The following is a 13,352-nucleotide window of genomic DNA, read 5'->3' on the forward strand; positions in this document are numbered from 1 at the left end:
GGTCCGAGCTCGAGCCGGGGGCGCGCCGCGTCGAGGGTGCGCGGTCCACCTCACGCCGATGCAGAGAGGCCCCCCGCAGGAGCGGAGAGCCTCTCTGATGATGCAGTGGTCGGGGTGACAGGATTTGAACCTGCGGCCTCGTCGTCCCGAACGACGCGCGCTACCAAGCTGCGCCACACCCCGTTGCAACTTGAAAAGTCTACCCTGCTCGAAGCCGTGCTTCGAACCACGGAGCACTTTTCGCTCGAAACGGTGGGATGCCACAGGGGGGAGGGTCGGCGATGGACCGATGCCGCCCTCACCCCCGAGGCGGATCAGGCCAGCGCCGGCGCCGCCCCTCGACGCGCGCGCCGCCAGGCGAAGAACCCCGTTGCGATGGCGACAGCGGACAGGCCGCCGGCCATCAGCAACGGCGGCGCGGAGACCCCTGTCTGAGCGAGTGCCGTGGGAACCGACGGGGATGTCGGGGGTTCTTGTGGGATCAGGGCGACGGTCGTCGGAATGGGCGTCGAGACGAGGCCGGACGAAGGAGGAGAGGCCAGCTGCTCCGTCTGTGCGGGCGTGGCGAAGTGCTCCATCCAGGAGTAGTCGGGTGGGAAGTGAGCAACCGAGTCCGCGTCCTGCGACGAGCGCTCGATGCGCCACACGGCGGTGTAGACGCCCGGGCCGGGGAGCGTCGTGGTCGACGCACGATAGACACCGGCCCCGATCTTCGGATCGGTGCGGAGCTCGAGGTGCGCGACCGGGTCCAGATTGGTCGGGATCTCGGGTGCCTCGGCGGGGAAGGCGTTCGTCCGGTAGACGTCTGCCGTCGCACTGACGACGACGAAGGTCCCGTCGCTGTGGCGAGGCCAGACGCCGTCGCCCGCAGAGACGGTGACCTCGTCGACGTACCGGGCCTGAGAGTCGATCGTCGCCGAGGTCGCGATCAGCGGGGAGAAGCGCACGGGTCGCGGAGAGGCGTCTTGCGCCGTGACGGTGAAGGTGGTTGACCCGGCCGGCCCGGCAGACTCCTGCTGGCCCGGAGTGGAGTAGTACCGGATCGCCGCGGAACGCACCGTGAACGTGCCCGCCGCGCGAGTGACATACGGGCGCCCGCCGTCGGATGCCGTCGGCGGGGCGAGGATCGGGTACGTCACTCGTCCCTGGACCCCGCCGCGCTCAGAGCTCCCGGTGTCGGCGAAGACCGCATTCTCGAGTCGCAACGTCCCGACGGCGGTCGCGTCGACGTCGACCGTCACCGTTCCCCGCGTGGGTTCGTCTTCATCGGTCGACAGCGTGAGCGCACCTCCGACACGGGGGACGGGGATGTTCTCTGCTTCCGCGAGGAGTTGCAGGGTTCGCTCCTGGACTGCGCCGCTGTTCTCGGGGCTCGCCCTCCGCATGATGTAGTCGATCGCCTCGGCCAGATCGTTGCCACCGTAGCCCCAGGAGTGAAGTGTCGTCTCGCGATCGGCTATGGCCTTGACCGCCCATCCGACGCTCGCGGCTTGGATGGGATCATCGGTCTGGCCGTAGGTGGAGACGAGGTAGTTGATCGAGACCAGCTGCTGCGGGCTCAGCCCGTTCACGTCTCCCGTGTCACCGTGGTCGGTCGTCGTGCCGGTGGCAACGGGAAGGCCGGGGTGGATGCAGTACGTATGCACGTCTCCCACGCGCATGGAGCCGTGCCATCCGGTTCGGGAGAGCGGCGCCCACGTGCCGAAGCCCGTGCCGCGGTCGGCGGCGTAGGCCGCAGGGACGACGGCGACGCCGACGAGAACACCCGCCAGGGCCAGCGCGGTGGCGAACCGTCGAAGTGTCGAGGGTGGTCGATGCATGGGAATCCCTTTCAGTCGAGGAACTCGATCCTGGGGGAACGCCGACGTTGCCTGACGGCCGAGAGGGCCGATCCGTGAACGGATCGACCCTCTCGGCCGCTGTGCAGAAGCCGTCAGCGTGGCAGCAGCGTGAGCAGCGACGCCTCTGGTCGGCACGCGAACCGCACGGGCGCGTAGATCGAATGCCCCAAGCCCGCGCTGACATTCAACGGCACGGTACGCCCGTCGTGCGTCCACTCGCTGAGACCGCGCGCCTGATCGAGCGGGATGTCGCAGTTCGAGACCAGCGCCTCGCGGCGGAACGGCACGCGCACCTGCCCGCCGTGGGTGTGCCCCGCCAGAAGCACGTCGGCGCCGAAGTCGGTGAACGTGTCGAGCGTGCGCCGGTAGGGCGCATGCATGACGCCGAGCGCGAGGTCGGCGGCATCCAATCTCTCCATGACCGGAGGGATGAGCTCGGGGTGGTCCCACCTGCGATGGGCGTCGTTCACGCCGAAGGCCGTCACGCGGAGTCCGTTGACCTCGAGCGAGACGGCCGTGTCGTCGAGCATGTGCCATCCCAGATCGTCAGTGAAGAACCGATCGAGGGCGGCGACGTCGAGGTGCTTGTGAGCCGGCTGGTGCCCGGAGGGGCCGAGGAAATAGCGCAGGGGATTGCGAGGTGCCGGCTCCTGGAAGTCGTTCGAGCCGTGCACGACGAGGCCCGGGACGCCACGAAGGGGCGCGAACGCCGTTCGGATCCCGGTGAGGCCGTCGCGGTGGCCGAGGTTGTCGCCCGTGTTCACAACCAGATCGGGAGACAGCTCGGTGAGACGGGCCATCCACTCCTGCTTGCGGTGCTGCCAGGGAGCCATATGCGCATCGGAGACGTGCAGGATCCGGATCGGGTCGGCCCCCTTGGGGAGGACGCGCAGCGCGTGGTAGCGCACGGTGAAGAGGTAGCGCTCGATGCCCATCCCCCACACGGCGGCCCCGACAGCGGCCGCCCCCGCGACCCCGAGGGGTGCGAGGGCGGCCGTCACGAGAGGACGCGTCATCAGCACTTCTTCGCGACGATGGACAGAGCAATCGCGGTGCTCTTGTTCGTCGCGGTGTCGGCGGCGGGGTTCGTCGCCGTCACGCGGCCCTCATTCGGGGCATTGCCATCGGCCTGGCAGGCGCCGATCGACACGTTGGTGAATCCGGCCGCGTTCAACGCCGCCTGAGCTGCGGGAACGGTCTGCCCGCCGACGTTCGGAACCGTCGCCCCCTGCCCGTTACCGGGGCTGAGGATGATCTGCGAACCCGCGGGAGCAGTCGCCCCGCCCGGGTTCTGCGCGGCCACGGTGTCGGCACCCGACGGCGAGTCGACGGGGTCGCCGACGGTCACGCGGAAGCCCGCATTCTGGAGGGTTGAGGTCGCCGCGTCGATGCTCTGTCCGACGACGTTCGGAAGGTCGCGCTGTTGCGTACGCAGCAGATTCGACGCCGGGTCGGGGAACCGGTCGCCGCCGTAGATGTCGTCCGCTGCACGCTGCACGTCGCGAGCCAGTCGGTAGCGCAGGTCGCTCAGTTGGATGCGGTTCGCGTACTTACCGAACAGGGTGGTCGTTCCACCGTCCCAGTTGCCGACCCACACCGCGGTGGTGGTGTTCGTGGACGACTCGATCATCCAGGTCTCGTGCGCCTCGTGGGTACCGGTCTTGCCGAGCACCGGGGTGCCGTCGCCGGGGTTGGCGGCCGCACCGGTGCCGTTACCCGTCATGACGCCCTGCAGAGCGTAGGCGGCGGTCGCAGCGATCTCCGGGGTGAGTGCCGTCTCGCACTTCAGGTCGGGAGTGGGGCGATCCGAGCCGTCCGGCGCGGTCACCTTGTCGATGACCTTGGCCGGGCAGCGGCTGCCGCCGTTGGCCACGGTCGCGAAGGCGCCGGCCATCGCGATGGGCGAGATGTTGTCGCTACCGATGACCTCGTTCGCGTTCGCCATGGTGATCTCTTTGCCGTCACCGGTGGTGACGCCCATCTTCTTCACGACCTTGGCGATGTCGCAGAGGTCGAGCTCGGCCGCCATGGCGAGGTAGCCGGTGTTCAGGGAGTCGCGCGTGAACATCATCGGCGTGCCGACGTAGCCGCCGCTGTTGCCGAAGTTGTTGATCGTGTAGTTGCCTTGATTGACCCAGTTGCCGGCGCACGAGTTCGTCATGTTCGGCACGGGGCGCAGACGCCCGTTGAGCGTCTCGTTCAAGGAATGGCCCTTCTCGAGCCAATCGACGAGGGTGAACAGTTTGAAGGTCGATCCCGCGCTGAAGCCGATCGAGCCGCCGTTCGTCGAATCGCCCGCGAAGACGATCGAGTTGTACGAGGGGTCCGACTCGGCCAGGCTCGGGTCCTGCGTGAACTTCGTGTTCTGCGCGATGGCGAGGAGGCGGCCGGTCTTCGCTTCGAGGCTGACGGCGGTCGCCCCGAACTTCAGCTGGTCCATCGACGCCGGTGCGTTGTCGCTCATCGTCTTCTGCGCGGCATCCTGGACGTTCCAATCCAGCGTGGTCTGGATCGTCAGACCGTCTTGGCGCAGCGCGCGCACGCGGTCGTCGGTCTCCGCGCCGAAGGCGGGGTCGTTGAGGATCGTCGACACGACGTACTGGCAGAAGTACGGTGCCGCCGAAGAAGAGCAGCCCTGGTCGGTCGGGGTGATCTGCGGCGAGATCGGCTCGATCGCCGCGGCGACGTACTGCTCGTGCGTGATCTTTCCGTCGACTTCCATGCGGCTGAGCACGTAGAGCTGGCGGCCCTTGGTCTCGCTGTATCCGTCGGCCGCGTTGACGAGTTGCTCCTGCGAGATCTCGCCGTTGTCGCGCAGCGTGAAAAGCGCCTGGATCGTGCTTTGGTCGACGTCGTCGATCGACCCGTCGGGAGCCTTGTTGTAGGCGGTCTCGCCGTCGCTGATCGAGCCCTCGGGGCGGTCGATGCGGAAGCGGTTGGGGTTCTGCACCATGCCCGCGAGAACCGCCGCCTGGCCGACGCTCAGGTTGGCGGCCGGAGTGTTGAAGTAGTAGCGCGCCGCGGCGTCGATGCCGTAGGTGGTGCCGCCGAAGTTGGCGATGTTCAGGTAGCCGAGAAGGATCTGGTCCTTCGTGTACTCCTTCTCGAGCTGGATCGCGTACCGCATCTCCTGCAGCTTGCGCTGGTAGCCGGCGGCGCCGTCGGACTGCACAGCTTCGAGGGCGCACTTCTGCAGGGCCTCGTCGCGCGTCATCGCGGGCGTGGTGTCGGTCGCCTCGACGGCCTTGGCGTCGCGCTCGCAACGCTGCACGAGCACGTTCTTGACGTACTGCTGGCTGATCGACGATCCGCCCTGCGTCTCGCCGCCGGAGGCGTTGCTGAGCAGCGCGCGGGTCGTTCCGATGAGGTCGACGCCGCCGTGCTGGTAGTAGCGCGGGTCTTCCGACGAGAGGATCGCGTCGTACATGACCGGGTTGACCTGGTCGAAGGTGACAGGGGAGCGGTTCTGGTCGTAGAACTTCGCCAGCACCCGGTCGCCGGCCATCAGCGTCGTGGGCTGCATGAGCTCGTCGGGCTTCAGGTAGCTGGGCATGTTGTCGAAGACGGTGATCGCGCTGGAGGCAGCGGCACCGGAGACGGCGATGGCCGGCGTCACGGCAGCGGTGACCAGGAGTCCGGCGACCGCGCTCAGGCCGACGAGGCCGACGATGCCGCCGAGGGCACCGCTAGCCGTTCGTTTGTTCTCGGGCATAGGCTTGATGCTAAGCGACGTTGCTGGGCGATGCCTCGAAGGCGGGCCCTCGCGCGCGTACGCGTCCATCACCGCGCGCACGACGTTGCGCGCTCCGAGCCACCTCCGGGAGCCCGACATGACCACGTGGGAGTACCTCACCACTCCGCTGCTCATCCACAACACCGCCGCGATCCTCAACAACTGGGGCAAGCAGGGCTGGGAGCTCGTTCAGGTGGTGACCGGTCCGGAAGGCGGACTCGTGGCCTACTTCAAGCGCCCCACCGGCGGAGGCGCCGCCAACGCCGGCCTCGGTGCCGCCGAGACCGCCGCCCGTCAGTTCGAGGGCCAGCAGTGAGCGTCTCCGAGCGCCTCGCCGCCCTGGGCGTCGACGTTCCGGCGGTCGTCCCGCCCGTCGCCTCGTACATTCCCGCCACGCGTCACGGTGACCTCGTGTACACCTCGGGTCAGCTGCCCATGGTCCAGGGGGCCCTGCCCGCGACCGGCAAGGTCGGCGAGTCCGACGGACTCATCGCCCCCGCCGACGCGAAGGGCTACGCGCGCCAGTGCGCCCTGAACGCGATCGCCGCGGCCGCGGCTCTCGTCGGCGGCGTCGACAACCTCACCGGCGTGCTCAAGCTCACCGGCTTCGTGGCATCCGTCCCCGAATTCACCGGGCAGCCCGGCGTCATCAACGGCGCGAGCGAGTTCCTCGGCGAGGTGTTCGGCGAGGCCGGCGCACACGCGCGCTCCGCGGTCGGTGTGCCCGTCCTTCCCCTCGACAGCCCCGTCGAGGTCGAGGTGATCTTCACGGTCGCCTGACGACGATCCCGGATGCCGGCACCCCGGCCTCCACACGGAAGGGACGCTCCGGTCGCTCGGGGCGTCCCTTCCGTCGTTCTCGGCCGCGGGGGAACTCGGCTGATTCAGAAGTGAACGGGAGCAGGATTCCCCCGTGACCTCCTCTTCCGGCGTGGGCGGCCCGTCCTCCCCCGAGAACGCCCTCCTCGCTCCCTCGCCCTCCATCCGGCGCGCCGTCGTGTGGGCCGTCTGCACCGTGCTCGCCGTGATCGCGGTGGGATTCCTGCTGCGGTTCGTTCCGCTCGATGTGGCCTTCTCCGACGCGGTGCACCACCTTCACGCGCCCGTGCTCACACAGGTGGCCGAGGCGTTCTACCGCTCGCTCAAGCCGCTGCCCGCCGCGGGCATCATGATCGTCGCCACGGTCGCGGTCGGCCTGCTGACGCGACGGTGGCAGGTCGCGGTCGCCTTCTTCGGTGGGGTCGCCGTGACCTGGGGCCTCGCGGAGGCCGCGAAGCTCGTCGTCGCCCGACCGCGCCCTGGCATGTCCGAGGCCATGACCCAGGCCATCGGCGCGACGGCCGACCCCTCGTTCCCGAGCGGTCACGTGGCGTTCACGGCATCCTTCGCGGCGGTCCTGATCTGCGCACTGTGGTCGACGCGTTGGCGGGCGCTCGGAATCGTCGTGGGCGTCGTTCTGGTCGTCGGAATGTCGGTGTCGGTCGTCGTCATCGGCGTGCACTACGCCGGCGACGCTCTGGCGTCGATCGTCTGGGTGGCGGGGGTCTACCCCGCCGTGCGGGCCGTCGGCGCTGCGGTGGTGCCCCGCGTGGACGCACTCGTGACGCGCCGGCTGGGCACTGCCCGCTCGGGTCGCGGGACCTCGATCGGCCGCTGATTTCGTTGGCGAGTCGATCCCGGATGCCGTGAGTTCCGGCATCCGGGATCGGACCTCACTTCACCTGGGCGCTGATCACGCTCATGACGGCGGTGTCGGCGAGCGTGGTGGTGTCTCCGACCTCGCGGCCCTCGGCGACGTCGCGGAGGAGGCGGCGCATGATCTTGCCCGAGCGGGTCTTGGGGAGCTCGCCGACGATGTAGACATCGCGGGGACGGGCGATCGGGCCGATCTGCTGTCCGACCCAGGTGCGCAGTTCGTCGCCCAGACCCTCGACGGGGTGCTCCTTCAGGTAGCGGCTCTTGATGATGACGAAAGCGACGACCGCCTGGCCGGTGGTCTCGTCGCTCGCCCCGACGACGGCGGCCTCGGCGACCCCCTCGTGGCCGACGAGGGCGGACTCGATCTCGGCGGTCGACAGGCGGTGGCCCGAGACGTTCATGACGTCGTCGACGCGGCCGAGCAGCCAGACGTCTCCGTCGTCGTCGAGGCGCGCGCCGTCACCGGCGAAGTAGTACCCCTTGTCGGCGAACTTGTCCCAGTAGGTCTCGCGGTAACGGTCGGGGTCGCCCCAGATGCCGCGCAGCATGCTCGGCCACGGTTCGGTGACCACGAGAAGGCCGCCGCTGCCGTTGCCGACCGGTTCGCCCTGCTCGTCGACGACGGCGATCGAGATGCCCGGGATCGGGACCTGGGCGGAGCCGGGCTTCGTCTCGGTGACGCCGGGCAGGGCCGAGATCATCATCGCCCCCGTTTCGGTCTGCCACCACGTGTCGACGATGGGGGCCTTGTCGGCGCCGATGATCTCGCGGTACCAGATCCAGGCTTCGGGGTTGATGGGCTCGCCCACCGAACCGAGCAGGCGAAGCGACGACAGGTCGAACTTCTGCGGCACGTCGCGTCCGATCTTCATGAACGAACGGATCGCGGTCGGCGCCGTATAGAAGATGGTCACGCCGTGCTTCTCGATGAGCTCCCACCAGCGACCCGGGTGAGGAGTGTCGGGGGTGCCTTCGTAGAGCAGCTGTGTCGCGCCGTTCGCAAGAGGACCATAGGTGACGTAGGTGTGTCCGGTGATCCAGCCGATATCGGCGGTGCACCAGTACACGTCCGTTTCTGGGTGCACGTCGTGGACGACGCGGTTGGTGAACGCGGCCTGGGTCAGGTACCCGCCCGAGGTGTGCAGGATGCCCTTCGGCTTCCCCGTGGTGCCCGAGGTGTAGAGGATGAAGAGAGGGGTCTCGGCGGGGAAGGCTTCGGCCTCGTGGTCCGCGGAGGCCTTCGGAACCACGTCGTGCCACCAGAGGTCGCGGCCGTCCGCCCAGTCGACCTCGTTGCCGCCGCGCTTGACGACGAGCACGTGCTCGACGGTCTCCTGCTCGCCGGAGCCGTTGCGGTCGGCGAGCGCCTGGTCGACCGCCGGCTTCAAAGGCGAGACCTTGCCCTTCCGCCACCCGCCGTCGGCGGTGATGACCAGCTTGGCGCCGGCGTCGTCGATGCGCGCGCGCAGGCTGTCGGCCGAGAACCCGCCGAACACGACGGAATGCACGGCGCCGATGCGTGCGACCGCCAGCATGGAGGCGATCGCCTCGGGGATCATCGGGAGGTACAGGGCGACGCGGTCGCCGCGCTCGATGCCGAGCTCGGTGAGGACGTTCGCCAGGCGCTTCACCTCGTCGGTGAGTTCGGCGTAGGTGACGTTGCGCTGATCGCCCGGCTCGCCCTCCCAGCGCAGAGCGATGCGGTCGCCGTTGCCGGCCTCGACGTGCCGGTCGAGACAGTTGTAGGCGACGTTGAGCTCCCCGTCGGCGAACCACTCGGCGAACGGGGGAGTGGACCAGTCGAGCACCTGGGTGAAGGGCTTGTGCCAGTGCAGTTCGCGGGCCTGATCGGCCCAGAAACCCTCACGGTCTGCCGCCGCGCGCTCGTAAAGATCGTGCTGGGCGACGGCCTGGGCGGAGAACTCGGCCGACGGCGCGAACCGGCGGGTCTCGTTGAGGAGGTGGTCGATCTGGCTGCTCATCGCGGCGCTCCTTCGCGTTCACGGACCCGCGCACCTGCGCGCGGCGTCCTCACCCCGGTCACGCTAGCGACCCCCTCCGACACCGGCCACCTCCGATAGATGGGATCTCCGACGGTGGGAAACAGGTGATATATCGCAATGAATAGGTCGGGTTGAGTTGGCCGGACTCACCTGCACGCGTACTCTAGCTAGCGCCCGAACATCGCTTCCGGCACTCGCGTCGGGGGGAGCCCCCCAATTTTTCCCCGGCGCGTGGCGGCATCCCTCGCCCCCCACTGTAGGGATGCCGCCCCCTTCTTTTTCCGGCGGAGTTCCTCCCCGATGACGATTCGAGCGACGTTCTCGTCGCTCGCTCCTCCACAGGTGGGGATCTTCGCGGCGAATCCACTGATCGCTTCTGCGGGCCCGCGGATCGATCCGGCCTGACCCTACGGTCGTCGTCGTGACCTCCCTCGCCCCGCCCTGCAGCGGCCTCGACCCCGCGACAGTCGACGCCCCCGACCCGGCGGTGGCGTTCCTGCGTCCGTTCCTCGACGACCCTCGCGTGACCGATCTCTTCGTCAACGGCGATCGGGGGCTCTTCGTCGATCGCGGTGACGGCATCGAGCACGTGCCTTCGTGGCGGGCGTCCGAGACCGAGGTCCGCCGCCTCGCGGTCCGCCTCATCGCGCTCGGCGGGCGGCACCTGGACGACGCCACGCCCTGCGTCGACGTCCGGCTCGATCGGGGCGTGCGAGTACACGCCGTGCTCGCCCCCGTGGCCGCGAGCGGCACGAGTATCTCCGTCCGCGTGCCGGCGTTCGCGCGGCCCGACCTGCAGGCTCTCCAGCGCGCGGGGATGTTCTCAGCGCGCCAGCGGGACAGGCTCGAACGTCTCGTCGATCGACGCGAGAACACCCTCATCGCCGGCGCGACGGGCGCGGGCAAGACCACGCTCCTGGCTGCTCTGCTGTCGCGGGTGCCATCGACCGAGCGCATCATCACGATCGAGGAGGTGGCGGAGTTGCACCCCGACCACCCGCATCACGTCGCGCTCGAGGCGCGGCAGGCCAACATCGAGGGCGCCGGCGGCATCTCCCTCTCGCGGCTGGTCAGGGAGGCCCTGCGCATGCGTCCCGACCGGCTGGTGCTGGGGGAGTGTCGCGGAGAGGAGATCCGCGAACTGCTGATGGCGTTGAACACCGGGCACGACGGGGGAGCGGGGACGCTCCACGCGAGTAGCCTCGTCGACGTCTCGGCGCGACTGGAAGCCCTGGCAGCGCTCGCCGGAATGGATGCCGAGACCTGCGCGCGGCAGAGTGCCGGGGCCATCGACGCCGTCGTGTACGTCGAACGGATCGCCGGGCGACGTCGCGTCACCGGGTGGGGACGACCCGTCGTGCACGAGGGGCGTCTCCGAATCGAGCCGGAGAAGTGGACGTGAGCGCTCACGGCTCGCGGACGCCGCATCTTCGCGCGCGACGCGACCCTCGGACCGCTGATCCGATCGAGACGGTTCTCCGCCTCGCCGTCCTGCTGTCCGGGGGAACAGCCCCGACGTACGCGTGGAGATACCTGGCAGAGGGCGGCGACCCCACGCTGAGCGCGGCAGCCGACGCCGCTGCCCGTGGGGCGGATGTCGGTGCCGTCCTCCGGGCGGCGGGTGAGTCGTGGAGCGGGACCGCCGCGATCTGGAGCGTGGCCGTAGCCACGGGAGCGCCCCTGTCCGATGCCCTGCGCTCGGTCGTGGGCGCCCTCCGTGACGCGGTGGAGGTTTCGGCCGACATCCGCGTCGCTCTCGCGGAGCCGGTCGCCACGGCCCGGCTCCTCGGGTGGCTTCCCCTCGTCGGCATCCCTCTGGGCGGTCTTCTCGGCTTCGACCCCGTCGGTGTTCTGCTCCGGGATCCGCTCGGGCAAGGATGCCTCGCCCTCGGGCTCGGCCTGATAGGTGCAGCGTACGTCTGGATGCGCAGGCTGTCCCGCCGGGCCCAGCCCCCTCCGGTGATCCCGGGACTCGAGGCCGAGCTCTGGGCGGTCGCCCTTTCGGCTGGCGTGTCGATCGACCGGGCCCGCGGACTGATCGAAGGTCTGGGCGTCGGCACGATGAACCGCACCGCCGTCGCCGAGACGCTGGACCTGGCGACCCGAGCGGGAGTGCCCGCGGCCGAACTCCTGCGGGGGGACGCGTGGATCGCGCGGTACCGGTCCCGAACCGACGGTCGGGTGGCTGCGGCGAGACTCTCCACCCGCCTGCTCGTGCCGCTCGGGCTCTGCACGCTGCCGGCGTTCCTGCTCATCGCCGTCGTCCCTGCCGCGCTCTCGGTCCTCCGCTCCACGGCACTGCCGTGACCTCGATCGTCCACACAGAAGAAGGAGTAGTTCCATGATCCGATCCCCTCGACCCGTCTCGAAGCGCGGCCCCGTCGATCTGCCGCCCTTGACCAGCGCACGCGCGGGCGCCCTGTTCCTCGACGAGCGGGGCGCGGCGACCGCCGAGTACGCCATCGCGACCATGGCCGCCGTTGCGCATTTCTGACAGACTGGCTTGCATGAGCCTCCGAGCTGCCATTTACGTGCGACAGAGCGTCAAAGAAGAGCAGGGCATCGCTCAACAAGTCCGCTCGTGCCGCGCGCGACTCGCGGCGGAGGAGTGGGCCGAGGTCAAGGTCTACGACGACAACGACACGAGCGCCACGAAGGATCGCGGTGTGGGCACTGCGTGGGACGAAATGCTGGCCGCAATCGATGCAGGCGAGATCGATATTGTCGTGGCAACAGAAACGACCCGACTGCTGCGGCGCGTCACCGACGTACTCGCGCTGACTGATCGCGACGTGAGAGTGGTGACGGTGCGCGACGGCATCGACACGAGCGCGACGATGGGCAAAGCCGTGCTCACGATTCTGGTGGCTCTGGCTCAGGCTGAGATCGAACAAAAAGAGGCTCGCGCGCTGCCCTACCGCATGGCACGTCGCGAGGAGGGGCACCCCTGGCCGGGGCTGGTCCCGTTCGGCTACTCCTGGGTGCCGAAGTTGCATCGCGACGAACGCGGAACCCGCTACGCAATCGCGCCCAAGGAGGCGGAGATGGTTCGCTACCTGTCGGCGGAGTTGCTGGCCGACGTGAAGCTCGGCACCGTCGTAGCTCAGATGAATGAGAAGGGCTGGACCACGCGCGAGGGCGCGCGATGGACCACGACGACGGCCCGCCGCGTGCTGCTCTCCCCATTTCAGGCCGCATTGCTGCCGCCTAAGACTCCCGAGGGAGCGAAGTACGACGCGCGAGCTATCGACATGACTAAATGCACTGAGGGGGCGTGGGAGGCCATCCTGACGCCGGACGCGGTGCTTGCCGCCCGGCACATCCTCATGAACCCGGCGCGACGTTCTCACGACGGCAACACGCGAGCGAAGTGGATGCTCACGGGCATCGGCAAATGTGGACACTGTGGTGCTGCTATTCGGAAGTGCTCGGTGCGGCAGGCGGGCGAATGGGTACGGGGCTGGCGTTGCACCCCGGGATGCTTTCAGCGGCCTGCAGCGCTCATCGAGGCGTACATAACGGAAGCTGTCGTGGCGCTGCTCAGTGCGCCGGGGTTGCTGCAATGGACTCCCGAGCCTGAGGCTGATGTGGAGGCGCTACGCGCCCGGCTGGCGGTGCTCGACGGCGAGCGCCAGGAAGCAGAAACGATGTGGGCTGAGGGAGACGTTTCGACGACCGCCTACCGGGCTCGTATTGCCAAGCTGTCCCCGCGGATTGCTGCGGCCCGTGCGGCGCTGTCTGCCGCGCTCCAGGCCGACCCTCTCGCCGAGATTGTCACGACGGACGATGTGCGCGGCATGTGGGAGTCGCTAGAAGAGGGAAGGCGTCGAGTGATTCTCGGAGCGCTCGTGTCGCAAGTTGAGGTGTACGGCGTCGGGGCCGGTCGCAAGCTGACCACCGTCGAGGAGGTTGCGGGCACCGTCGCCATGAGGTGGCGTCGGATGGAGCACCGCGTGTCGCTGGATTCCGCCCGCTCTGCGGGGAAGGGGGCTCGTCCGCTCGTGCCTGTAGATGCCCGCGACGGCATCGCCGCTGCCCTGCAGGTGAGTTGATGGTGCGCCTTAGTCGTTACCGGGG

11 protein-coding genes and 1 tRNA gene are annotated in these 13,352 nt (G+C 68.9%); 7 read left to right on the plus strand and 5 right to left on the minus strand.

Annotated elements, in window-relative coordinates:
* Positions 1-106: 106 nt before the first annotated feature.
* The 4 genes from AB6V31_RS09330 to AB6V31_RS09345 form a co-directional block, all read right to left on the minus strand.
* Positions 107-183, minus strand: a tRNA-Pro gene (locus tag AB6V31_RS09330).
* A gap of 131 nt (positions 184-314) precedes the next feature.
* Positions 315-1,820: an LPXTG cell wall anchor domain-containing protein gene (locus tag AB6V31_RS09335; RefSeq protein WP_369365240.1), complete on the minus strand. Its 1,506-nt coding sequence runs from the start codon at positions 1,818-1,820 to the stop codon at positions 315-317.
* A 113-nt stretch (positions 1,821-1,933) separates the two neighbouring features.
* Complete coding sequence (locus AB6V31_RS09340; RefSeq protein WP_369365242.1) at positions 1,934-2,857, minus strand: metallophosphoesterase; 924 nt, start codon at positions 2,855-2,857, stop codon at positions 1,934-1,936.
* Positions 2,857-5,553 (minus strand): transglycosylase domain-containing protein, encoded by a 2,697-nt coding sequence (locus tag AB6V31_RS09345; protein WP_369365244.1) that lies wholly within the window; start codon positions 5,551-5,553, stop codon positions 2,857-2,859. Before AB6V31_RS09345 ends, AB6V31_RS09340 begins: the two co-directional genes overlap by 1 nt.
* Positions 5,554-5,671: 118 nt before the next feature.
* Here AB6V31_RS09345 and AB6V31_RS09350 point away from each other — a divergent pair, with 118 nt between their 5' ends.
* The 3 genes from AB6V31_RS09350 (at position 5,672) to AB6V31_RS09360 (ending at position 7,231) form a co-directional block, all read left to right on the plus strand.
* Entirely contained in the window at positions 5,672-5,890 is a 219-nt protein-coding gene (locus AB6V31_RS09350) for a hypothetical protein (RefSeq protein WP_056229468.1), read from the plus strand.
* Positions 5,887-6,354: a RidA family protein gene (locus AB6V31_RS09355; protein ID WP_056229465.1), complete on the plus strand. Its 468-nt coding sequence runs from the start codon at positions 5,887-5,889 to the stop codon at positions 6,352-6,354. The genes AB6V31_RS09350 and AB6V31_RS09355 overlap by 4 nt, the downstream gene beginning before the upstream one ends.
* Positions 6,355-6,487: 133 nt before the next feature.
* Positions 6,488-7,231, plus strand: coding sequence for a phosphatase PAP2 family protein (locus AB6V31_RS09360; protein WP_268104451.1), 744 nt, complete (start codon positions 6,488-6,490; stop codon positions 7,229-7,231).
* 55 nt (positions 7,232-7,286) lie between these two features.
* On the opposite strand, the gene acs is transcribed toward AB6V31_RS09360, so the two are convergent.
* On the minus strand, positions 7,287-9,254 hold the full coding sequence (gene acs, locus AB6V31_RS09365; RefSeq protein ID WP_074695735.1) for an acetate--CoA ligase: 1,968 nt from the start codon (positions 9,252-9,254) through the stop codon (positions 7,287-7,289).
* A 442-nt stretch (positions 9,255-9,696) separates the two neighbouring features.
* On the opposite strand from acs, the gene AB6V31_RS09370 reads away from it, so the two are divergent.
* From AB6V31_RS09370 to AB6V31_RS09385, 4 genes are read left to right on the plus strand one after another with little or no spacing between them, the layout of a single operon-like run.
* The gene (locus AB6V31_RS09370) at positions 9,697-10,677 is read left to right on the plus strand and encodes a TadA family conjugal transfer-associated ATPase (protein WP_176786355.1); all 981 of its coding nucleotides are present in this window, start codon (positions 9,697-9,699) and stop codon (positions 10,675-10,677) included.
* Entirely contained in the window at positions 10,674-11,582 is a 909-nt protein-coding gene (locus tag AB6V31_RS09375) for a type II secretion system F family protein (RefSeq protein WP_369365246.1), read from the plus strand. Before AB6V31_RS09370 ends, AB6V31_RS09375 begins: the two co-directional genes overlap by 4 nt.
* A gap of 34 nt (positions 11,583-11,616) precedes the next feature.
* Positions 11,617-11,769, plus strand: coding sequence for a DUF4244 domain-containing protein (locus tag AB6V31_RS09380; RefSeq protein WP_369365248.1), 153 nt, complete (start codon positions 11,617-11,619; stop codon positions 11,767-11,769).
* A 13-nt stretch (positions 11,770-11,782) separates the two neighbouring features.
* Positions 11,783-13,327 (plus strand): recombinase family protein, encoded by a 1,545-nt coding sequence (locus AB6V31_RS09385; protein ID WP_369365250.1) that lies wholly within the window; start codon positions 11,783-11,785, stop codon positions 13,325-13,327.
* Positions 13,328-13,352: the final 25 nt, after the last annotated feature.

The sequence above is a fragment of the Microbacterium sp. 16-032 genome (assembly GCF_041079455.1).
GTDB lineage: Bacteria > Actinomycetota > Actinomycetes > Actinomycetales > Microbacteriaceae > Microbacterium > Microbacterium testaceum_A.

Coding starts and splice junctions, on each gene's coding strand:
- AB6V31_RS09335 (WP_369365240.1), bottom strand. CDS start 1,820: ATGCATCGACCACCCTCGACACTTCGACGGTTCGCCACCGCGCTGGCC.
- AB6V31_RS09340 (WP_369365242.1), bottom strand. CDS start 2,857: ATGACGCGTCCTCTCGTGACGGCCGCCCTCGCACCCCTCGGGGTCGCG.
- AB6V31_RS09345 (WP_369365244.1), bottom strand. CDS start 5,553: ATGCCCGAGAACAAACGAACGGCTAGCGGTGCCCTCGGCGGCATCGTC.
- AB6V31_RS09350 (WP_056229468.1), top strand. CDS start 5,672: ATGACCACGTGGGAGTACCTCACCACTCCGCTGCTCATCCACAACACC.
- acs (WP_074695735.1), bottom strand. CDS start 9,254: ATGAGCAGCCAGATCGACCACCTCCTCAACGAGACCCGCCGGTTCGCG.
- AB6V31_RS09380 (WP_369365248.1), top strand. CDS start 11,617: ATGATCCGATCCCCTCGACCCGTCTCGAAGCGCGGCCCCGTCGATCTG.
- AB6V31_RS09385 (WP_369365250.1), top strand. CDS start 11,783: ATGAGCCTCCGAGCTGCCATTTACGTGCGACAGAGCGTCAAAGAAGAG.